12 protein-coding genes, 6 tRNA genes and 3 rRNA genes are annotated in these 21,054 nt (G+C 53.0%); 4 read left to right on the top strand and 17 right to left on the bottom strand.

The window, feature by feature from the left end; translation table 11 throughout:
- Nucleotides 1-8: 8 nt before the first annotated feature.
- From GC090_RS19260 to GC090_RS19275, 4 genes are all read right to left on the bottom strand, one after another.
- Nucleotides 9-84: transfer RNA gene (locus GC090_RS19260), tRNA-Thr, on the bottom strand.
- Between the two features lie 5 nt (nt 85-89).
- Nucleotides 90-164 (bottom strand) — tRNA-Gly (locus tag GC090_RS19265).
- A gap of 192 nt (nt 165-356) precedes the next feature.
- Nucleotides 357-441: transfer RNA gene (locus GC090_RS19270), tRNA-Tyr, on the bottom strand.
- A gap of 7 nt (nt 442-448) precedes the next feature.
- A tRNA-Thr gene (locus GC090_RS19275) sits at nt 449-524 on the bottom strand.
- A gap of 1,472 nt (nt 525-1,996) precedes the next feature.
- Here GC090_RS19275 and coaA point away from each other — a divergent pair.
- On the top strand, nt 1,997-2,944 hold the full coding sequence (gene coaA, locus GC090_RS19280; RefSeq protein ID WP_006121491.1) for a type I pantothenate kinase: 948 nt from the start codon (nt 1,997-1,999) through the stop codon (nt 2,942-2,944).
- A 44-nt stretch (nt 2,945-2,988) separates the two neighbouring features.
- Here the strand turns inward: coaA and birA are convergent, their stop codons facing one another.
- Both birA and murB read right to left on the bottom strand, forming a co-directional pair.
- Complete coding sequence (gene birA / locus GC090_RS19285; RefSeq protein WP_006121490.1) at nt 2,989-3,948, bottom strand: bifunctional biotin--[acetyl-CoA-carboxylase] ligase/biotin operon repressor BirA; 960 nt, start codon at nt 3,946-3,948, stop codon at nt 2,989-2,991.
- Complete coding sequence (gene murB, locus GC090_RS19290) at nt 3,945-4,982, bottom strand: UDP-N-acetylmuramate dehydrogenase (RefSeq protein WP_324020643.1); 1,038 nt, start codon at nt 4,980-4,982, stop codon at nt 3,945-3,947. The genes birA and murB overlap by 4 nt, the downstream gene beginning before the upstream one ends.
- Before the next feature lie 172 nt (nt 4,983-5,154).
- Between murB and GC090_RS19295 the strand changes: the two genes are divergently transcribed.
- Nucleotides 5,155-5,289, top strand: a complete 135-nt coding sequence (locus GC090_RS19295; protein WP_263757183.1) for a hypothetical protein — start codon at nt 5,155-5,157, stop codon at nt 5,287-5,289.
- Nucleotides 5,290-5,546: 257 nt separating this feature from the next.
- On the opposite strand, the gene rrf is transcribed toward GC090_RS19295, so the two are convergent.
- The 9 genes from rrf to pepQ form a co-directional block, all read right to left on the bottom strand.
- Nucleotides 5,547-5,662 (bottom strand): 5S ribosomal RNA (gene rrf / locus GC090_RS19300).
- 103 nt (nt 5,663-5,765) lie between these two features.
- Nucleotides 5,766-8,671: ribosomal RNA gene (locus GC090_RS19305) — 23S ribosomal RNA — on the bottom strand.
- A 202-nt stretch (nt 8,672-8,873) separates the two neighbouring features.
- Nucleotides 8,874-8,949 (bottom strand) — tRNA-Ala (locus GC090_RS19310).
- Nucleotides 8,950-9,091: 142 nt separating this feature from the next.
- Nucleotides 9,092-9,168 (bottom strand) — tRNA-Ile (locus GC090_RS19315).
- Between the two features lie 73 nt (nt 9,169-9,241).
- Nucleotides 9,242-10,783: ribosomal RNA gene (locus GC090_RS19320) — 16S ribosomal RNA — on the bottom strand.
- The 16S, 23S and 5S rRNA genes sit together here with 2 tRNA genes alongside, the layout of an rRNA operon.
- Before the next feature lie 406 nt (nt 10,784-11,189).
- Nucleotides 11,190-11,726 (bottom strand): menaquinone-dependent protoporphyrinogen IX dehydrogenase, encoded by a 537-nt coding sequence (hemG, locus tag GC090_RS19325; protein WP_054688524.1) that lies wholly within the window; start codon nt 11,724-11,726, stop codon nt 11,190-11,192.
- Between the two features lie 18 nt (nt 11,727-11,744).
- Nucleotides 11,745-13,196 carry a Trk system potassium transporter TrkH gene (gene trkH / locus GC090_RS19330; RefSeq protein WP_033737393.1) on the bottom strand — a complete coding sequence of 484 codons (1,452 nt, stop codon included), beginning with the start codon at nt 13,194-13,196 and terminating at the stop codon, nt 11,745-11,747.
- Between the two features lie 31 nt (nt 13,197-13,227).
- Nucleotides 13,228-13,845: an IMPACT family protein gene (locus GC090_RS19335; RefSeq protein ID WP_054634709.1), complete on the bottom strand. Its 618-nt coding sequence runs from the start codon at nt 13,843-13,845 to the stop codon at nt 13,228-13,230.
- Nucleotides 13,845-15,176: a Xaa-Pro dipeptidase gene (gene pepQ / locus GC090_RS19340; RefSeq protein WP_324020644.1), complete on the bottom strand. Its 1,332-nt coding sequence runs from the start codon at nt 15,174-15,176 to the stop codon at nt 13,845-13,847. The genes GC090_RS19335 and pepQ overlap by 1 nt, the downstream gene beginning before the upstream one ends.
- A 185-nt stretch (nt 15,177-15,361) precedes the next feature.
- On the opposite strand from pepQ, the gene fadB reads away from it, so the two are divergent.
- Nucleotides 15,362-17,545 (top strand): fatty acid oxidation complex subunit alpha FadB, encoded by a 2,184-nt coding sequence (gene fadB, locus GC090_RS19345; protein WP_324020645.1) that lies wholly within the window; start codon nt 15,362-15,364, stop codon nt 17,543-17,545.
- Between the two features lie 10 nt (nt 17,546-17,555).
- Complete coding sequence (gene fadA / locus GC090_RS19350) at nt 17,556-18,719, top strand: acetyl-CoA C-acyltransferase FadA (RefSeq protein WP_324020646.1); 1,164 nt, start codon at nt 17,556-17,558, stop codon at nt 18,717-18,719.
- Nucleotides 18,720-18,787: 68 nt separating this feature from the next.
- On the opposite strand, the gene fre is transcribed toward fadA, so the two are convergent.
- Both fre and ubiD read right to left on the bottom strand, forming a co-directional pair.
- Complete coding sequence (fre, locus tag GC090_RS19355) at nt 18,788-19,489, bottom strand: NAD(P)H-flavin reductase (RefSeq protein ID WP_033737387.1); 702 nt, start codon at nt 19,487-19,489, stop codon at nt 18,788-18,790.
- 42 nt (nt 19,490-19,531) lie between these two features.
- Entirely contained in the window at nt 19,532-21,016 is a 1,485-nt protein-coding gene (gene ubiD / locus GC090_RS19360) for a 4-hydroxy-3-polyprenylbenzoate decarboxylase (RefSeq protein ID WP_324020647.1), read from the bottom strand.
- Nucleotides 21,017-21,054 lie beyond the last annotated feature (38 nt).

Here is a 21,054-nt window from a genome sequence, read left to right on the forward strand (position 1 = left end):
AAAGGAAGTGGTGCTGATACCCAGAGTCGAACTGGGGACCTCACCCTTACCAAGGGTGCGCTCTACCAACTGAGCCATATCAGCACATCTGGAGCGGGCAGCGGGAATCGAACCCGCATCATCAGCTTGGAAGGCTGAGGTAATAGCCATTATACGATGCCCGCATCCTGGAACTCGGCTACCTGTTCTTTCTGTAGCTTGTGAATAACAGGGGAAGTCCCCCATTACTCTTAGCCTGCCAGCGAAGCTGGCTGACTTTGACTGAGCTTACACCCAATCTGAATTCAGGGTGAGAAGAAGTGACTCACCTGCCAGATAAACAGGTTGTTTATCTGTTCTCAACCCGAGGGTCGAGATGGTGGTGGGAGAAGGATTCGAACCTTCGAAGTCTGTGACGGCAGATTTACAGTCTGCTCCCTTTGGCCGCTCGGGAATCCCACCTACTTGATGGTGCCGGCTACCGGAATCGAACTGGTGACCTACTGATTACAAGTCAGTTGCTCTACCAACTGAGCTAAGCCGGCATCAAGTGACGCGCATTCTAGGAAGGTCGGCTGAAGGATGCAACAAAAAAATCACTGTTTTTGTTCTATCGCTTACTATTTGTGCAAAGCATCGCAATTTACCCCTATTCTGCAGAAATAACATCCAATTATTGGTCAAATTTTCGCGTCATCTTCTGTCCCTGGATTGGGTCTTCACGATTTCATTCTTTGGTGGATGGCTTTTTTCACGCCCCCTTTTTTTGCTGATCCTGCAAAATTCGTCTCGATTGCTTATTTATTGCCCGGTGTTTTCCATCGACAGCCGGTTTTTGTTTGTGGATATCGGTTTGTTTGTGCAAAAACGTCACCACAGGGTAAGCGATGAGTGATGTTAAGTTGACAGGGTTGCAGAGAAAACGTACTGGCACCTAAAGAGGTGGGAATGGACACTGGCACAATAATCGCTTTCAATACGCGTGAATCAGGCATTGCTTGTATGCTTTCTGTGGCCGACAGCGCTGCTCTGTTCGGTTACTGGCCTGACAGGCGCGCGAGTGCATGTGTATTGATGTCGACGCGGTGAAGATGAGCGAGGTTGCATATGAACAGGTACTGCCTACGTACAACAGAGAAGTCACATGACACATGAGAACGGCCCGATGCTTGATGTGCAGATTCCACCCTGTCCGCACCGATGACGGCTGCGACCAACTGGAACGCCGCCGAAAGTCATTATGTTTGTCCCTTCTGTTGTCAGAACGCGCTGTGCCTCCCGGTTCAACCTGCATAGAAACCCGGTCAGGCGGATTGAAGCGCTTCTTCTCTCCTTCGGCCCTCAGACAGCTTAAGCACACCACAAAGCCTGTGGCGGCCTTATGTTGGCAGCAACGGTATTTGATGCACACGCCATGCGAGGGCAGAGAAAGGGTCGTGGTAAGGGTTATTCGTCACGGGAAAGAGAGTACAGAAGGTATCCGTGCCTGGGGCAGACTGGTCTCTGAAGGCAATAAAGTGCGGTGTGGATGTTCAGACAAATGATCTGGGGAATGAAAGCACGCCCCAAAACAGTGACGCGCCTGACACGCACCTTATTTGCGGCTTAACGTCCGGCATAAAGTAACAGACAGCCACGGATTCGTTGCACGCGCGATCATGAAAGACCCGCTCGTTAACCGGCTGCTGGCTAAGTGAACCATACGATAATGAGCGGAGGCCCGTTCACGTGCCCTGATCAGTGCTACCCACCGGGCTAAAGATTTACCTGTCACATCGCATGCTGTAATTACAGAGATCAAGCCTCTTGATCAAGGATTTGTTAAAATTGCGGAGGCGCCGACGAAAGCTTATCCCCGTTTATTTTTTACTTCTTTTAAAAGCTATACTGGTGGTACCCTCCAGCCCATTGTTCTCGTTAATAACTCTGTGACCCGCAATTCATTACGCTACCGTGCCCGAGTAATCTTCGGTGAAAATGTACAGATTGGTTTGAATCTGCAGTCAAATGTATACTTATGGATAAAACGACATCACTCACCACGCCTTATTTACAGTTCACCCGTGAACAATGGGCGTCATTACGCGACTCCGTTCCCATGACGCTGGCAGAGGATGAAATTGCTCAGTTAAAAGGGATAAACGAAGACCTTTCTATTGAAGAGGTGGCCGAAATCTATCTGCCGCTCTCACGCTTGCTGAATTTCTATATAAGTTCGAATGTGCGTCGCCAGGCTGTTCTGGAACAATTTCTGGGCACAGACGGGCAAAAGATCCCTTACATTATCAGTATTGCTGGTAGCGTTGCGGTGGGGAAAAGTACGACTGCTCGCGTTTTACAGGCGCTTCTCAGCCGCTGGCCTGAGCACCGTAAGGTTGAGTTAATTACAACTGATGGCTTCCTTCATCCGAACTCGGTACTAAAAGAGCGCGGTCTCATGAAGAAAAAAGGGTTTCCTCAATCTTATGATATGCATCGGTTAGTTAAGTTTGTGTCAGACCTTAAGTCTGGCGCCCAGCAGGTGACGGCGCCCGTTTATTCCCATCTCATTTATGACGTTATTCCGGATGGGGATAAAGTGGTGCAACAACCCGATATTTTAATTCTGGAAGGCTTAAACGTTCTTCAAAGTGGAATGGATTATCCTCACGATCCGCACCACGTATTTGTTTCTGATTTTGTCGATTTTTCTATCTATGTCGATGCGGAAGAAGATCTTTTACAGCACTGGTATATCAATCGCTTTCTGAAATTTCGCCAGGGCGCTTTCACCGATCCCGACTCTTATTTTCATCATTATGCACAGTTACCTGAAGATGAGGCCATCAAGATCGCGGGATCGCTGTGGAAAGAGATCAACTGGCTGAACCTGAAAGAGAATATTCTTCCTACACGTGAAAGAGCCAGCTTGATTATGACCAAAAGTGGTAATCATGCGGTTGAAAAAGTCCGCCTGAGAAAATAAGTTACGACAATAAAGCCTGCCTTAAAAGCAGGCTTTACAGACTTTTAAAGGGGACGCAGCGATATTTCCCCACCCATCCAGGATTTAATTTCGCCCTCTTGTTCCAGCAGCAAACCACCCTGATTATCAATGCCGCGTGCAATGCCGTGAACTTCCCGCTCGCCCATCAGTAACCTGACCGGACGGTTGATAAAGTTGTCTAAGCCTGCCCAGCGTGCGACAAAAGGTGCCAGACCTTCCTGTTCAAAAACAGGTAGTGCCTCACGCAGGCGATTGATTAACGTTGCAGCCAGGTCATTACGATCAAGCGTTACGCCCGCTTCCTGCAGATTAATCCAGCCCTGATTGATTTGCGCCGCGTCGGCATTTCGCATCGCTAAATTGATGCCCGCTCCCATTACGATCTGCGCAGCATCGCCGGTTTTACCGGTTAACTCCACTAAGATGCCTGCTAATTTTCTGTCATGGAGGTAAATATCATTCGGCCATTTTACGCGAACATCCTCCGCACCTAATGACTGAAGCGTCTCTGCCATCACTATACCAATCACCAGGCTGAGCCCCATCGCTGCAGCAGGCCCTTGCTCCAGACGCCAGTACATAGACATATAAAGATTAGCACCGAAGGGAGAAAACCAATGCCGCCCGCGTCGTCCGCGTCCCGCTTGCTGATATTCCGCCACACAAACGGCACCTGAAGGCAGTGAATCCATACGCTCAAGTAAATACTGGTTCGTCGAATCGATAACCGGTATCACGGCGACATCAGGCTGAGAAAGCTGACCAAGAATCGCCTCTTCATTGAGCAACTGAAGCGGTGCAGGGAAGCTGTAGCCTTTCCCGGTAACCGTATACACTTCAAGGCCCCAGCTTTTTAACGTCTGAATATGTTTATTAATTGCTGCGCGGCTCATGCCGAGCGTTTCACCTAATTGCTCACCAGAATGAAATTCGCCATCTGACAGGATATCAATAAGCTTTAGCGGTACGCTGTGGTCTTTCATGCAATCACCTCAACCGCATTGCATTCACCTTGTGCCCGGATAAAACGGACCTCAGGCTCAAGCCAGACATCAAATTTCTCACCTACGCGTGCGCGCACCTTTTTTGCCAGCGCAACGATATCGCCTGGCGTGGCATTGGCGGCATTAATCAGCACTAATGCCTGCTGCTGATGAACTTCCGCGCCGCCAACCCGACAGCCTTTAAGCTGACACTGATCGATTAACCAGCCTGCGGCAAGTTTTACCGTACCCTCTGGTTGGGGATAATTTGGCATCGCAGGATAGTGATTAAGCAATACTTCGGCCTGCTGCCGACTAATCACTGGATTTTTGAAAAAACTGCCAACATTGCCTGTTATTTTGGGGTCAGGTAATTTGCTCTGTCGCATATGGCAAACGGCATGAAACACATCCCAGGCATTCGCAGTCGCCGGATTAAGCGTCTTTAAATCGCCATACGTCAGCACCGGTTGCCACTGTTTGGTTAATGAAAACCCGACGGCAACAATCGTATAGCCCGACTGGTACTGATGTTTAAAAATGCTGTCGCGATAGCCAAACTGGCAATCGTCACGGCTTAAACGCTCAGTGACGCCGGTTTGCAAATTCAGCACGTCTACATATTCACAGACATCTTTCAGTTCAACGCCATAGGCGCCGATATTCTGGATGGGTGCAGAGCCGACCATACCGGGAATAAGTGCCAGGTTCTCTAGTCCGGAAATCCCTTTTTCCAGCGTCATTTTTACCAGTTGATGCCAGTTTTCACCCGCGCCAACATGCAGCTTCCAGCGCTCATTCTCGTCGCGTATTTCAACTCCAGCGATGCGGTTGAGCACCACAATGCCCGCGAAGTCCTCAAGAAACAGTACATTGCTGCCTTCACCCAGGATCAAAAAGGGTTGCTGGTTACGCTGGCTCATCTGCCATGCCGCAAGTATGGCTTCAGGCGTTTCGGCGACAATACGAATTTGTGTGCTGACATCAAGACCGAGCGTATTGTCGGCTTTTAAGGAGGTATACGAGCTGGACATGATAAGGCCTTCACGGGGTTAATCAGGCCGTAGTTTACCGCATCATGAACGGATTGAGAGGGAATTTGCGTGCGAAGACGTTTTTCGCTGCATATCAGCCACTCAGAACGCTGAACGGGTAGAAAGAAATCGTGTACAGAAACCGTCGCGGGCATGACGACAGGGGAAGCTGATGGAATGTGAGTTGTTTAAAGCAGCTAAAAACACAGGCGGAACAATTGTGAAGTATCAGCAGAACTTTGTAGAGGTGGGCATCCGTTTCATCCAGGCCGTTTTGCCAACCGCACGTTTAAACAGCGCGGTTTGATCGCAGTCTGTTTAGCTATTCACTGGAGAGATTGATGCAAAGCATGGGCTAAAAGGCATAGACAGGAAAGGGCCGCTGACGACATATTCTTTCCTTTTACATGCAGAGGCAAGGTAAACGGACCAGGGAGGATGACCGGCAGGCGACGGCAGAGATCTGCCATGAAGCCCGCAGAGGCCCGGCAGCCCCCGCCCTCCCCGGACGACGGACGTAAAAAAGCCCCGTACTTCCGTACGGGGCTTCTTCACCTGATTGATGCCTGGCAGTTCCCTACTCTCGCATGGGGAGACCCCACACTACCATCGGCGCTACGGCGTTTCACTTCTGAGTTCGGCATGGGGTCAGGTGGGACCACCGCGCTACAGCCGCCAGGCAGATTCTGTCTGCCGCACCGCCCCCTCGGGCCGCACGGCGTTATCCGGTAAACAAGGCTGAAAATTCTTCTGTCTCTCAAACCAAAACGCCTCTGGCGTTGTAAGGTTAAGCCTCACGGGTCATTAGTACCGGTAAGCTCAACGCATCGCTGCGCTTACACACCCGGCCTATCAACGTCGTCGTCTTCAACGTCCCTTCAGGAGGCTCGGAGCCTCAGGGAGAACTCATCTCGGGGCAAGTTTCGTGCTTAGATGCTTTCAGCACTTATCTTTTCCGCACTTAGCTACCGGGCAGTGCCACTGGCGTGACAACCCGGACACCAGCGGTGCGTTCACTCCGGTCCTCTCGTACTAGGAGCAACCCCCCTCAATTCTCCAGCGCCCACGGCAGATAGGGACCGAACTGTCTCACGACGTTCTAAACCCAGCTCGCGTACCACTTTAAACGGCGAACAGCCGTACCCTTGGGACCTACTTCAGCCCCAGGATGTGATGAGCCGACATCGAGGTGCCAAACACCGCCGTCGATATGAACTCTTGGGCGGTATCAGCCTGTTATCCCCGGAGTACCTTTTATCCGTTGAGCGATGGCCCTTCCATTCAGAACCACCGGATCACTATGACCTGCTTTCGCACCTGCTCGAGCCGTCACTCTCGCAGTCAAGCTGGCTTATGCCATTGCACTAACCTCCTGATGTCCGACCAGGATTAGCCAACCTTCGTGCTCCTCCGTTACGCTTTGGGAGGAGACCGCCCCAGTCAAACTACCCACCAGACACTGTCCGCAGCCCGGATCACGGGCCCACGTTAGAACACCAAACATTAAAGGGTGGTATTTCAAGGACGGCTCCACGCAGACTGGCGTCCACGCTTCAAAGCCTCCCACCTATCCTACACATCAAGGCTCAGTGTTCAGTGTCAAGCTGTAGTAAAGGTTCACGGGGTCTTTCCGTCTTGCCGCGGGTACACTGCATCTTCACAGCGATTTCAATTTCACTGAGTCTCGGGTGGAGACAGCCTGGCCATCATTACGCCATTCGTGCAGGTCGGAACTTACCCGACAAGGAATTTCGCTACCTTAGGACCGTTATAGTTACGGCCGCCGTTTACCGGGGCTTCGATCAAGAGCTTCTCCTTACGGATAACCCCATCAATTAACCTTCCGGCACCGGGCAGGCGTCACACCGTATACGTCCACTTTCGTGTTTGCACAGTGCTGTGTTTTTAATAAACAGTTGCAGCCAGCTGGTATCTTCGACTGGCCTCGGCTCCGGGAGCAAGTCCCTTCACCTACGCGCCAGCGTGCCTTCTCCCGAAGTTACGGCACCATTTTGCCTAGTTCCTTCACCCGAGTTCTCTCAAGCGCCTGGGTATTCTCTACCTGACCACCTGTGTCGGTTTGGGGTACGATTTCGTGTTACCTGATGCTTAGAGGCTTTTCCTGGAAGCAGGGCATTTATCACTTCAGCACCGTAGTGCCTCGTCGTCACGCCTCAGTGTAAAGTGCACCGGATTTGCCTGGCGCACACACCTACACGCTTAAACCGGGACAACCGTCGCCCGGCCGATATAGCCTTCTCCGTCCCCCCTTCGCAGTAACACCAAGTACAGGAATATTAACCTGTTTCCCATCGACTACGCCTTTCGGCCTCGCCTTAGGGGTCGACTCACCCTGCTCCGATTAACGTTGAACAGGAACCCTTGGTCTTCCGGCGACAAGGTTTTTCACCTTGTTTATCGTTACTTATGTCAGCATTCGCACTTCTGATACCTCCAGCATGCCTCACAGCACACCTTCAACGGCTTACAGAACGCTCCCCTACCCAGCAACGCTTACGCGTCGCTGCCGCAGCTTCGGTGCATGGTTTAGCCCCGTTACATCTTCCGCGCAGGCCGACTCGACCAGTGAGCTATTACGCTTTCTTTAAATGATGGCTGCTTCTAAGCCAACATCCTGGCTGTCTGTGCCTTCCCACATCGTTTCCCACTTAACCATGACTTTGGGACCTTAGCTGGCGGTCTGGGTTGTTTCCCTCTTCACGACGGACGTTAGCACCCGCCGTGTGTCTCCCGTGATAACATTCTCCGGTATTCGCAGTTTGCATCGGGTTGGTAAGCCGGGATGGCCCCCTAGCCGAAACAGTGCTCTACCCCCGGAGATGAGTTCACGAGGCGCTACCTAAATAGCTTTCGGGGAGAACCAGCTATCTCCCGGTTTGATTGGCCTTTCACCCCCAGCCACAGGTCATCCGCTAATTTTTCAACATTAGTCGGTTCGGTCCTCCAGTTAGTGTTACCCAACCTTCAACCTGCCCATGGCTAGATCACCGGGTTTCGGGTCTATACCCTGCAACTTAACGCCCAGTTAAGACTCGGTTTCCCTGCGGCTCCCCTATACGGTTAACCTTGCTACAGAATATAAGTCGCTGACCCATTATACAAAAGGTACGCAGTCACACCACGAAGGTGCTCCCACTGCTTGTACGTACACGGTTTCAGGTTCTGTTTCACTCCCCTCGCCGGGGTTCTTTTCGCCTTTCCCTCACGGTACTGGTTCACTATCGGTCAGTCAGGAGTATTTAGCCTTGGAGGATGGTCCCCCCATATTCAGACAGGATACCACGTGTCCCGCCTTACTCATCGAACTCACAGCTCATGCACCTTTGTGTACGGGAGTATCACCCTGTACCCTGCGACTTTCCAGACGCTTCCACTGATGCACAAGCTGATGCAGGTTCTGGGCTCCTCCCCGTTCGCTCGCCGCTACTGGGGGAATCTCGGTTGATTTCTTTTCCTCGGGGTACTTAGATGTTTCAGTTCCCCCGGTTCGCCTCATGCCGCTATGGATTCACTGCATGATAGTGTGACGAGTCACACTGGGTTTCCCCATTCGGGTATCGCCGGTTGTAGCGGTTCATATCACCTTACCGGCGCTTATCGCAGATTAGCACGCCCTTCATCGCCTCTGACTGCCAGGGCATCCACCGTGTACGCTTGGTCGCTTAACCTCACAACCCACAGGCGTTTTGCGCTTGCGTGTCGTGAGCTTTTGAGAGACCCGAACGCATCGTGCTGTGTTCCTTATTACGGAGGAACACGACGTGCGTCGTTTCAAATTTTCAGCTTGTTCCGGATTGTTAAAGAGCATAATACTTCGCAGCACACCGTCGCCGGTACGCTCTGAAGTATTGTCAGAAAAAACAGCAAGTATGGTGGAGCTAAGCGGGATCGAACCGCTGACCTCCTGCGTGCAAGGCAGGCGCTCTCCCAGCTGAGCTATAGCCCCATACAGTTACTGCAGAGACCACTACCACCACTCAACTGCGTGCACTTCATGAGAAATGCACTTCGTGCTCAGGCAAGGCGTGTGTCCGCGAAGCATAGTGAACTATGCGAGCCGGAGACATAACGCAGCATGAGTGCGAAGTTGGTAGGCCTGAGTGGACTTGAACCACCGACCTCACCCTTATCAGGGGTGCGCTCTAACCACCTGAGCTACAAGCCTGTAGAGGTTTTTTCTGCTCGTGACTTTCTATCAGACAATCTGTGTGAGCACTTCGCACGAAGGTATCTTCAGGTAAGGAGGTGATCCAACCGCAGGTTCCCCTACGGTTACCTTGTTACGACTTCACCCCAGTCATGAATCACAAAGTGGTAAGCGCCCTCCCGAGGGTTAAGCTACCTACTTCTTTTGCAACCCACTCCCATGGTGTGACGGGCGGTGTGTACAAGGCCCGGGAACGTATTCACCGTGGCATTCTGATCCACGATTACTAGCGATTCCGACTTCACGGAGTCGAGTTGCAGACTCCGATCCGGACTACGACGCACTTTATGAGGTCCGCTTGCTCTCGCGAGGTCGCTTCTCTTTGTATGCGCCATTGTAGCACGTGTGTAGCCCTACTCGTAAGGGCCATGATGACTTGACGTCATCCCCACCTTCCTCCGGTTTATCACCGGCAGTCTCCTTTGAGTTCCCGACCGAATCGCTGGCAACAAAGGATAAGGGTTGCGCTCGTTGCGGGACTTAACCCAACATTTCACAACACGAGCTGACGACAGCCATGCAGCACCTGTCTCAGCGTTCCCGAAGGCACCAATCCATCTCTGGAAAGTTCGCTGGATGTCAAGAGTAGGTAAGGTTCTTCGCGTTGCATCGAATTAAACCACATGCTCCACCGCTTGTGCGGGCCCCCGTCAATTCATTTGAGTTTTAACCTTGCGGCCGTACTCCCCAGGCGGTCGACTTAACGCGTTAGCTCCGGAAGCCACTCCTCAAGGGAACAACCTCCAAGTCGACATCGTTTACGGCGTGGACTACCAGGGTATCTAATCCTGTTTGCTCCCCACGCTTTCGCACCTGAGCGTCAGTCTTCGTCCAGGGGGCCGCCTTCGCCACCGGTATTCCTCCAGATCTCTACGCATTTCACCGCTACACCTGGAATTCTACCCCCCTCTACGAGACTCAAGCCTGCCAGTTTCAAATGCAGTTCCCAGGTTAAGCCCGGGGATTTCACATCTGACTTAACAGACCGCCTGCGTGCGCTTTACGCCCAGTAATTCCGATTAACGCTTGCACCCTCCGTATTACCGCGGCTGCTGGCACGGAGTTAGCCGGTGCTTCTTCTGCGGGTAACGTCAATTGATGAGCTTATTAACCTCACCACCTTCCTCCCCGCTGAAAGTACTTTACAACCCGAAGGCCTTCTTCATACACGCGGCATGGCTGCATCAGGCTTGCGCCCATTGTGCAATATTCCCCACTGCTGCCTCCCGTAGGAGTCTGGACCGTGTCTCAGTTCCAGTGTGGCTGGTCATCCTCTCAGACCAGCTAGGGATCGTCGCCTAGGTGGGCCGTTACCCCGCCTACAAGCTAATCCCATCTGGGCACATCCGATGGTGTGAGGCCCGGAGGTCCCCCACTTTGGTCTTGCGACGTTATGCGGTATTAGCTACCGTTTCCAGTAGTTATCCCCCTCCATCGGGCAGTTTCCCAGACATTACTCACCCGTCCGCCACTCGTCACCCGAGGAGCAAGCTCCTCTGTGCTACCGTCCGACTTGCATGTGTTAGGCCTGCCGCCAGCGTTCAATCTGAGCCATGATCAAACTCTTCAATTTAAAGTTTGATTTGCTGCAACCAGTGCAGCGATGCTCAAGGAAAACGTCGTAATGAATTTCACTACGTGTTCACTCTTAAGACTTGATATTTTTTGCGTCCGGAGACGCGGATATCAATCCTGCGAGTGCCCACACAGATTGTCTGATAAATTGTTAAAGAGCAGTGCAACCAGCGGGTTAACCGTCTGTTGCGAGGTGGCGTATATTACGCTTTCCTCCTTCAGAGTCAACCTCTTTTTCAGAAGTTTTTCTCCGGCGGCTCAGTTGCCTGACCCTCTCAACACCGCATTCCGTAAGCCGTTGTGCCGTGTCGATGGAGGCGCATTATAGGGAGTTCGCGCGGCCTGACAAGGGTTAATTGCAAAAATATTACTGTTCGTCTCAAATTTCGCCAGATCGCGTTATTTCAGTACGATTTGCCTGGTAACTGTGCAAAATCTCTGGCGAAACCGCGCACCTGCTCCCAGTCCGTATACTCAACTTCCTTCGTCGTATCTGTTTCGCCGCCGGTCATGCGCATAATCAACTTAATCATGATCCGATCAAACCAACGATAGCGGGGATAATACAGTGCACCAGCAAAAACCGCACAGCAATCGGGCTTCCAGGGAGACTGCGCTAAAAACTTAACGGTATAGGCATTGGTTTCCGGCGTCCGCTTCTCTGGCTTTCGCGCCGTAAGATTCACGGAGAAGAAGCCGCTGACGCGCTGCTGCAATGCGGCCAGGTTCTGCTTAACAAATTCGTTTACAGCGGGCTGAAAGTGACCATAACGGATTGAAGCCCCAATCAGCACCCGATCATATTGCTGCCAGTCAATCGCGTTTGCATCCTGAATATTCATCACATCGCACGCTTGCTCGCCCTTAATCGCCTCCGCCATAGCGGAAGCGATTTTTTGCGTCTGACCGTCACGAGTCGAAAAGAGAATTAATGCTTTCATCATCTGCATCCTTATTAGTTATTCTCGCCAGAAGGTTGGCGTGAATAACACCAGCAACGTGAATACCTCAAGGCGACCAAACAGCATAGTCGAAATTAAAATCCACTTTGCCACATCATTCATTGAGGTGAAGTTATCCGCTACAACACCCAGACCGGGCCCCAGGTTGTTTAACGTTGCGGCGACCGCGGCAAACGCAGAAAAATCATCCACGCCGGTGGCAATAATGGCCAGCATACTGATCAGGAAGACCAGCGCATACGCAGAGAAGAATCCCCAGACCGCTTCCAGGATGCGTTCTGGCAACGCGCGATTACCCAGCTTAATGGTGTAAACCGCATTGGGATGGACAAGGCGTTTGAGTTCGCGATTCCCCTGTTTACACAGCAGCAGGATGCGGATCACTTTCAGGCCACCGCCCGTCGAACCGGCACAGCCGCCAATGAACGCAGAGCACAGCAGCAAAACCGGCAGGAACAGCGGCCAGCGCGCAATACTGTCTGTGGTAAATCCCGCTGTCGTCGCCATCGAGACAACCTGGAAAAACGCCTGATTCAACGTTTGCCAGCCACTGTCATAAACATTATGGAACCACAGTACCACCGTACAGATCAGTACCAGCGTCAGTTGCACACCGATAAACATACGAAATTCGGGATCGCGTAAGTACACCCGAAGATTGCGGTTACTCAGTAAAGAGAAGTGCAGGCCGTAGTTACAGCCGGAGATGAGCAGGAACACGGCCACAATCGTATTAATGGTGCCGCTCTGGAAATAGCCGATACTGGCATCGTGGGTTGAAAATCCCCCAATAGCAATCGTCGAAAAGCTGTGCCCAATGGCATCGAAGGCGGGCATTCCGGCAAACCATAATGCCAGTGCGCAGGCCACCGTCAGTAATACATAGATAAGCCATAGCGTCTTGGCCGTTTCGGCAATACGCGGACGCATCTTATTGTCTTTCAACGGACCGGGCATTTCGGCACGGTAAAGCTGCATCCCACCGACGCCCAGAATGGGCAGAATCGCCACCGCGAGCACAATGATTCCCATACCGCCAAGCCACTGCAGCATCTGGCGATAGAACAGAATCGCTTTAGGCAAAGAGTCCAGCCCCACCAGCGTCGTCGCACCGGTGGTGGTTAACCCGGAAAAGGATTCAAAAAAGGCATCGGTAACCGACAGATGCGGCTGTTCGGCAAAGATAAACGGCATGGCCCCGACGCTGCCCAGCACGGTCCAGAACAGCACCACGATCAGAAACCCTTCGCGCGGCTTAAGCTCCGTTTTCTTCTTACGGTTTGGCCACCACAATAATGAACCAATCACCAGAGCCATCATAAAAGTCTGGCTGAAGGCGCGGCCGGCACCATCCCGATAAATCAGCGCAACGAGGCCGGGTACAATCATCGTCACCGAGAAGAGGATCACCAGCAGACCGACAATGCGGGTAATGGCGCGAAAATGCATTAAGCCGTTCCTTTAGTTAAAGAGAAGAACATCATGGTATAAGCGGAAGAAGCGTTAACGCACCCCGGCTGAAGTCTGACAGATTTTGCTTAAATCCCTCAATTTGTCCATAAGGCAAAGCCAGCGTCATCGCGATACGGTCGCAATAATGACTTTCAGTAATGCTGCCGTCGTAGCGCTGCACCAGACGCTCAATGTCGCTCAACTGGGCGTAGTCACACTGCAACGTGAACAACCTTACCGGGACTTTTCGCTGGCGCTCAAGCTGTTTCAGCCCTTGCTGGACACCGCCGCCATAAGCCTTTACCAGACCGCCCGTCCCCAGCATGATGCCGCCGTAGTAACGCACGACGACGGCGGTGATTTCCCCTATGCCCGCCCCCATCAACTGCGCCAGCATAGGTTTCCCCGCCGTTCCCGAAGGTTCGCCGTCATCGGAAAACCCCAACTGCTGCGAATCATCCGGCGCGCCCGCCACCCAGGCCCAGCAATGATGCCGGGCCGTCGGATGATCCTGTTTTACCTGCTGGACAAAAGCCCGCGCGGCTTCGACACCGTCCGTGTGCGCCAGTAACGTAATAAACCGGCTCTTTTTGATGGTCTCCTCGCTCACGCTTAGCGCTTGCGCAGGAATATCGTAAGCCTCCATCAGGCGAGGTGCAGGTCGCGCGTCATGTTTTCAACGCGATTAGCATGAATAACCACGTTATCTTCAATGCGAATGCCGCCGTAAGGCTTAAGCGCATCCAGTGCCTGCCAGTTAAAATGCGCACTGAATTTGCCAGCGCGCAGCGGTGCCAGCAGTGAATCAATAATGTAGAAGCCTGGCTCGATGGTTAACACCATCCCCGGCTGGATGACACGGGTGCAACGCAGGTAAGGATATTGCGCTGGCGCAGCCAGGTGCGTCCCGCTTTCATCCTGCATAAATCCGGCGACATCATGAACCTGCAGGCCCAGCGGATGACCTAAACCGTGTGGCATAAACGGACCGGTCAGGTCTTCGGCCACCAACGCCTCTTCACTGATGCCGTGGACCAAATCAAACTTCACCAGCAATTTTGCAATGCGCTGATGCATTTGCAGATGGTAATCGGTGTAGCGCACGCCCGCTTTCAACGTCGCAATCAAGGCCAGCTCTTCCGCATTCATCGCCTCCACCATTTTGGCATACAGCGATCCGCTTTGTGCGGCATAGCTGCGGGTCAGGTCAGCGGCATATCCCTGATATTCCGCCCCGGCATCAATCAGGAAACTGTAGCGCTTAGCCGGTGGCTGATGATCCAGTTTGGTGTAATGCAACACGGCAGCATGTTCGTTCAATGCAATAATGTTGCCGTAAGGGACATCCGTATCGCGATGACCAGTCGCGGTCAGGTACGCCTGATTAATATCGAATTCACTCAGACCTGCCGCAAACGCTTCTTTGGCAGCGCGATGTCCTGCCACGGCAATTTTCTGCGCCTGACGCATACAGGTCAGTTCGTAGTCAGTTTTAATACTGCGGTGATAATGCAGGAAATCGATCACCGCTTTAGGATTGATGTTGCCTGCCGTAATGCCTAACTGCGCAGCGCGTTCGACGACCGGGCCAATATAGGCAACATTTTCGCGCTGAGCAGGCAGGAGATCGCCAATGGCATTCGCGTTTGCCAGCCCGATAATCTCAATGTCGTCGGTCCAGAAACTGTGCGGAAGCGGTTCAACGTTGTGCCAGTAATCCACCGGCGAATAGAACCACAATTTCGGCTTGTTCACGCCATCGATCCACAGCCAACAGTTAGGTACCTGTGTTACCGGCACCCAGGACTTGAACTGCGGGTTGACCTTAAACGGATACGTGTGGTCGTCCAGAAATACGGTGAGTAGCTCGCCGGAATGGATCAGCATGGCGTCCAGTTTATGACGTGCCAATACCTGCTGAGCACGTTGTTGCAAGGTCGTAATATGCGCGTGATACAAGCTCTTAAGTGAATCCATTGCCGCCTCTCCAGTGTCCGGAAAAGCCGCAGTTTATCACAGGCAAAATCCGGATGCCGGGTTCCCCGTGGCTGTGATCTTGTTAGCAAATAAACAAAGAGCTGTTTGCAAAAAATTAACATCCCTCCCAAACTCACGATCATCTGGTATGACCAGATCACCTTTCGCGGTTTCAGGAGACGTACATGCTCTACCAAGGCGCTAACCTCACTCTTCACCAGCTGGACGATGGTATTGTCGAGCTGGTATTTGATGCCCCCGGCTCCGTTAACAAGCTGGATACGCAAACCGTGGCCAGTCTTGGCGATGCGGTAACGGTGCTGGAAAAACATGCCGGCCTGCGCGGTGTGCTTCTGCGATCAGCAAAACCCGCCTTTATCGTGGGTGCGGACATTACTGAATTCCTGGCGCTCTTTGATGCGCCGACAGAGAAACTGAGCCAGTGGCTGACCTTCGCCAACAGTATCTTCAATCGTCTGGAAGATTTGCCGGTGCCCACGATCTCGGCGATTGAGGGCTATGCGCTGGGCGGTGGCTGTGAATGTGTACTGGCCACGGATTTGCGCGTTGCCACACCGACGGCCCGCCTGGGGTTACCGGAAACGAAGCTGGGCATCATGCCGGGTTTTGGTGGCAGCGTGCGTCTTCCTCGTCTGTTAGGTGCCGACAGTGCAATGGAAATCATTGCCGCAGGCAAAGATGTTGACGGTGTTGAAGCGCTGAAACTGGGTCTGGTGGATGCGGTTGTCAGCAACGATAAGCTGCGTGATGCTGCGTTAACCATGCTAAAAGCGGCCGCCCACGACGGCAGCTGGCGTGCCCGTCGCGCCCCTAAACTGGCTCCGTTGAAACTCAGCCCCGTTGAAGCCGCGATGAGCTTTACGATAGCCAAAGGCATGGTGATGCAAACGGCGGGGAAACACTACCCTGCGCCAGTCACTGCCGTTAGAACCATTGAAGCGGCAGCAGCGCTGGGCCGCGATGATGCGCTAAAGCTGGAAACCGCAGCGTTTGTTCCGCTGGCACAGTCAGATGTGGCCCGCGCGCTCGTCGGTATTTTTCTCAACGATCAGTACATCAAAAGTCTGGCCAAAAAACGCAGCAGTGAAAGCGGCACGCCCAGACAGGCCGCCGTGCTGGGCGCCGGTATTATGGGCGGTGGAATCAGCTATCAATCGGCATGGAAAGGCGTGCCGGTTAAAATGAAGGATATCAATCCGCAGGCGCTGACGCTGGGCATGAATGAAGCCAGTAAGCTTCTGAATAAGCAACTGGAACGCGGTAAAATAGACGGAAACAAGCTGGCCAGCGTCATTGCCACTATTCAGCCTACTCTCGATTATGCCGGTTTCGACCAGGCCGACATCGTGGTAGAAGCCGTCGTCGAAAATCCGAAAATCAAGGCCAGCGTTCTGGCTGAAACCGAAACCCATATGCGCGCTGATGCCATTCTGGCGTCAAACACCTCAACCATCCCCATCAGCCATCTGGCGCAGGCATTGCAGCGTCCTGAAAATTTTTGTGGCATGCACTTCTTTAACCCGGTTCCACGTATGCCGCTGGTAGAGGTGATCCGTGGAGAGAAAACCAGTGAGGCCACGCTGGGTAAAGTTGTCGCCTGGGCCAGTAAAATGGGTAAAACCCCGGTGGTGGTGAATGACTGTCGGGGTTTCTTTGTTAACCGCGTTTTGTTCCCCTACTTCGCTGCCTTCGGCATGCTGCTGCGTGATGGTGCGGACTTCCGCCAGATCGACAAGGTAATGGAAAAACAGTTTGGCTGGCCGATGGGGCCTTCATGGCTGCTGGATGTTGTGGGCATTGATACCGCGCATCATGCGCAAAGCGTCATGGCGGACGGTTTTCCTGAACGGATGAAAAAAGACTATCGCGATGCGATCGATATTCTGTTTGAGGCGAAGCGTTTTGGTCAGAAAAATGGTCTGGGTTTCTGGCGCTGGGAAGAAGACAAAAAAGGGAAACCGAAAAAAGTGCCCGATGCAGAGGTCGATGCCTTACTCGAACCCGCCTGCCAGCCTAAACGGATATTCAGCGATGAAGAGATTCTGAATCGCATGATGCTGCCGATGTTGAATGAAGTGGTTCGCTGCCTGGAAGAGAAGATTATCGCCTCACCTGCTGAAGCAGACATGGCGCTGGTCTATGGTCTGGGATTCCCGCCTTTCCGTGGCGGCGCTTTCCGTTATCTCGACACTTTGGGTAACGGCAACGTGGTGGATCAGGCGAAACGTTATTCGTCATTGGGTGGGCTGTATGCGCTCCCTGCCCTGCTGCTTGAGAAAGCGCGCCAACACGAAAGCTGGTATCCCGCCGTCAAACCGATCGATGAAGCCGCGTTCAGAAGCGCCTGAGGTAATCAAAATGGAAAATGTGGTAATTATTGACGCGGTGCGTACGCCGATGGGCCGTTCAAAAGGTGGGGCATTTCGCCATGTACGCGCCGAGGACCTGTCCGCGCATGTCATGCGTGCTCTGTTGAACCGCAATCCGGGGGTGAATGCCGCCACGCTGGACGACATTATCTGGGGTTGCGTGCAGCAAACGCTGGAGCAAGGCTTCAACATTGCCCGCAACGCCGCGCTGCTGGCTGAAATCCCGCACCGCGTTCCGGCGACAACGGTTAACCGTCTTTGCGGTTCTTCAATGCAGGCCTTACATGACGCCGCACGCGCAATCATGGTCGGCGATGCTCAGACCTGTTTAATTGGCGGTGTCGAACATATGGGGCATGTCCCCATGAACCATGGCGTCGATTTTCATCCGGGTTTAGGCCGTACCGTTGCGAAAGCCGCAGGGATGATGGGGCTAACGGCAGAGATGCTGGCGCGCATGCACCATATCAGCCGCGAGCAGCAGGACGCTTTTGCTTTGCGCTCTCATCAGCGTGCCTGGCAGGCCACGCAGCGTGGCGATTTTGTCAATGAAATTGTTGCGCTGCATGGTCACGATGCCGATGGCGTCCTGAAACGCTATGACGTTGACGAAGTCATCCGTGAAGATACCAGCCTGGAAGGACTGGCAGCACTGCGGCCTGCCTTCGATCCGGTGAACGGAACAGTCACTGCGGGCAGTTCGTCAGCGTTATCAGACGGGGCGGCGGGCATGTTGATCATGAGTGAAAGCCACGCACGAGAGCAGGGCCTGAAACCCCGTGCACGCATTAAAAGTATGGCAGTAGTGGGATGCGATCCTTCCATTATGGGATACGGCCCGGTCCCGGCCAGCAAGCTGGCACTGAAGCGCGCCGGGCTGAGCGTAAATGACATTGATGTTTTTGAACTTAACGAGGCTTTTGCCGCGCAGGTTCTGCCCTGCATCAACGATCTCGGCCTGTCAGACAGGCTCGATGACAAGGTCAACCTCAATGGCGGCGCCATCGCGTTGGGTCATCCGTTAGGCTGCTCAGGCGCACGCATCAGCACGACGTTGCTGAACATTATGGAACGTCGCGATGCGCAGTTCGGCCTGGCCTCCATGTGTATTGGCCTGGGTCAGGGCATCGCTACCGTTATTGAACGCGTTTAATACGTTGGAACGTTATAGTGTGAGATTTACCCGCCTGTCAGGGGCGGGTTTTTTCTTGTGCTGTCACGTCAGATAAAAGCAAACGCATCGCCATACATTTGTGCTTCAACGGCACCTCGTTCTGAACAAAAGCGTTCACGGGCGATTTTCGCCATTTCGAAGCGGCCGGCAATATAAATCTCATGCTCACTCAGGGTCGCAAAGTCCTGCATGACGGCTGTCAGCACCGTACCAGAACGGCCCGGCCAGCCTGCTTCAGGCTGTTCGACAACCGGAATCACTTTCAGATTCGGATGCTTAATCGCCAGTGCTTCCAGCTCGTCCAAATCATACAAATGCTTCAGTTCGCGCCCGCCCCAGTAAACCGCAATATCACGGTTGGGTTGTTCGGCAAGCGCGGTGAGTAAAATGGAACGCACATAGGAAAAGCCTGTGCCACCCGCGATCAGGATTAACGGCTTGTCACTCTCTTCACGCAACCAGGCATCACCATGTGGGATGTCCACCACAATTTGCCCTTCCTGCTGAATACGATCCATCACCGCCATGGCGTAGAGATTCAGCTCTGAGGCACCGATATGCAGTTCAATGATTTCAGTTTCCATTGGCGTGGAGGCTAATGAAAACGGGCGCTTGTCACGCTCATCCATTACGACCATCAGGTACTGCCCTGCGCGAAAACTAAAATCTGCTTCCGGAATCAGGCGAACGCGATACACCGTGTCGGTAATCGCCTCAACTGAAGTTACTTTACAGCTTAACGTTGTCATGCGGTCCCTCTGTCGGGTCGTCTTTATGGTTATTGCTCACCATCAACGCTGTGATGGTTGATCAAAAATACCGAGGTCATCCCAGATAGCGTCGATACGTGCGGTAACGGCCGGATCTTTAACAATCGGCGTGCCCCACTCTCGTTGCGTCTCACCTGGCCATTTATTCGTGGCGTCGAGGCCCATCTTTGACCCTAGTCCGGAAACCGGAGACGCAAAATCAAGATAATCGATTGGCGTGTTTTCTACCAATACCGTATCGCGTGCCGGGTCCATACGCGTCGTGATTGCCCAGATGACGTCGTTCCAGTCGCGGGCATTAACATCATCATCACACACAATAACAAATTTGGTGTACATGAACTGCCGTAAAAATGACCAGACGCCAAACATCACGCGCTTGGCATGTCCCGCGTACTGTTTTTTAATCGTCACGACCGCCAGTCGGTAAGAGCATCCTTCTGGTGGCAAATAGAAATCGACGATTTCCGGGAACTGTTTAATCAGAATGGGTACAAGCACTTCATTCAGCGCCACGCCCAGGACGGCGGGTTCATCCGGTGGCCTTCCGGTATAGGTAGAATGGTAGATCGCCTGATGACGCTGCGTGATGTGCGTAACGGTAAACACCGGGAAACTGTCGACTTCATTATAGTAACCGGTGTGATCGCCATAGGGACCTTCAGGTGCCATGTCACCGGGTTCGATATAGCCTTCCAGCACAATTTCGGCGCTCGCAGGCACTTCCAGATCGTTTGAGAGGCACTTGACGACTTCGGTCTTGTTGCCGCGCAGCAGACCGGCAAACGCATACTCTGACAACGTGTCAGGGACGGGCGTGACCGCACCCAGAATGGTCGCCGGATCGGCGCCCAGTGCAACGGACACCGGGAAACGTTCGCCAGAATGTGCCTTGCACCATTCAAGATAATCCAGGGCACCACCACGATGAGAAAGCCAGCGCATGATCAGGCGATTTTTGCCAATCACCTGCTGACGATAGATGCCTAAATTTTGTCGCTCTTTATGCGGGCCGCGCGTTACGGTTAATCCCCATGTAATCAGCGGGGCAGCGTCGCCGGGCCAGCATTTCATGACCGGGATTCGGGTCAGGTCGACCTCATCACCACTGAAAACCACCTCCTGACAGGGCGCATTGCGCAACCTTTTGGTCGGCATATTCAGTACTTGCTTAAACTGCGGCATTTTACTGAACAGATCGCGGAAACCTCTCGGTGGCTCAGGTTCTTTTAAAAAGGCCAGCAACTCACCCACTTCACGCAGTGCACTGACCTCTTCCTGGCCCATGCCCATGGCCACGCGTTTTGGCGTACCGAACAGGTTACACAGTACAGGCATGTCGTAACCTTTTGGGTTCTCAAACAGCAATGCCGGACCGCCTGCACGCAGGGTGCGATCGGCAATTTCGGTCATTTCCAGTTCGGGGTCGATCACGTGCGAGATACGCTTGAGTTCACCACGCTGTTCAAGCAGCGCAATAAAGTCTCTTAAATCCTGATATTTCATGCGGCTTCAACTTTCCGGCCAGAGTGAATTTGCCATTA

This window comes from Pantoea sp. JZ29, from assembly GCF_035190385.1.
GTDB lineage: Bacteria > Pseudomonadota > Gammaproteobacteria > Enterobacterales > Enterobacteriaceae > Pantoea > Pantoea stewartii.

Bases quoted from the DNA above. Each gene is read 5' to 3' on its own strand.
- trkH (WP_033737393.1), bottom strand. From the start codon at position 13,196: ATGCATTTTCGCGCCATTACCCGCATTGTCGGTCTGCTGGTGATCCTC.
- ubiD (WP_324020647.1), bottom strand. From the start codon at position 21,016: ATGAAATATCAGGATTTAAGAGACTTTATTGCGCTGCTTGAACAGCGT.
- hemG (WP_054688524.1), bottom strand. From the start codon at position 11,726: ATGAAAGCATTAATTCTCTTTTCGACTCGTGACGGTCAGACGCAAAAA.
- fadA (WP_324020646.1), top strand. From the start codon at position 17,556: ATGGAAAATGTGGTAATTATTGACGCGGTGCGTACGCCGATGGGCCGT.
- GC090_RS19295 (WP_263757183.1), top strand. From the start codon at position 5,155: ATGGAATGTGAGTTGTTTAAAGCAGCTAAAAACACAGGCGGAACAATT.
- fre (WP_033737387.1), bottom strand. From the start codon at position 19,489: ATGACAACGTTAAGCTGTAAAGTAACTTCAGTTGAGGCGATTACCGAC.
- murB (WP_324020643.1), bottom strand. From the start codon at position 4,982: ATGTCCAGCTCGTATACCTCCTTAAAAGCCGACAATACGCTCGGTCTT.
- birA (WP_006121490.1), bottom strand. From the start codon at position 3,948: ATGAAAGACCACAGCGTACCGCTAAAGCTTATTGATATCCTGTCAGAT.
- GC090_RS19335 (WP_054634709.1), bottom strand. From the start codon at position 13,845: ATGGAGGCTTACGATATTCCTGCGCAAGCGCTAAGCGTGAGCGAGGAG.
- coaA (WP_006121491.1), top strand. From the start codon at position 1,997: ATGGATAAAACGACATCACTCACCACGCCTTATTTACAGTTCACCCGT.
- fadB (WP_324020645.1), top strand. From the start codon at position 15,362: ATGCTCTACCAAGGCGCTAACCTCACTCTTCACCAGCTGGACGATGGT.
- pepQ (WP_324020644.1), bottom strand. From the start codon at position 15,176: ATGGATTCACTTAAGAGCTTGTATCACGCGCATATTACGACCTTGCAA.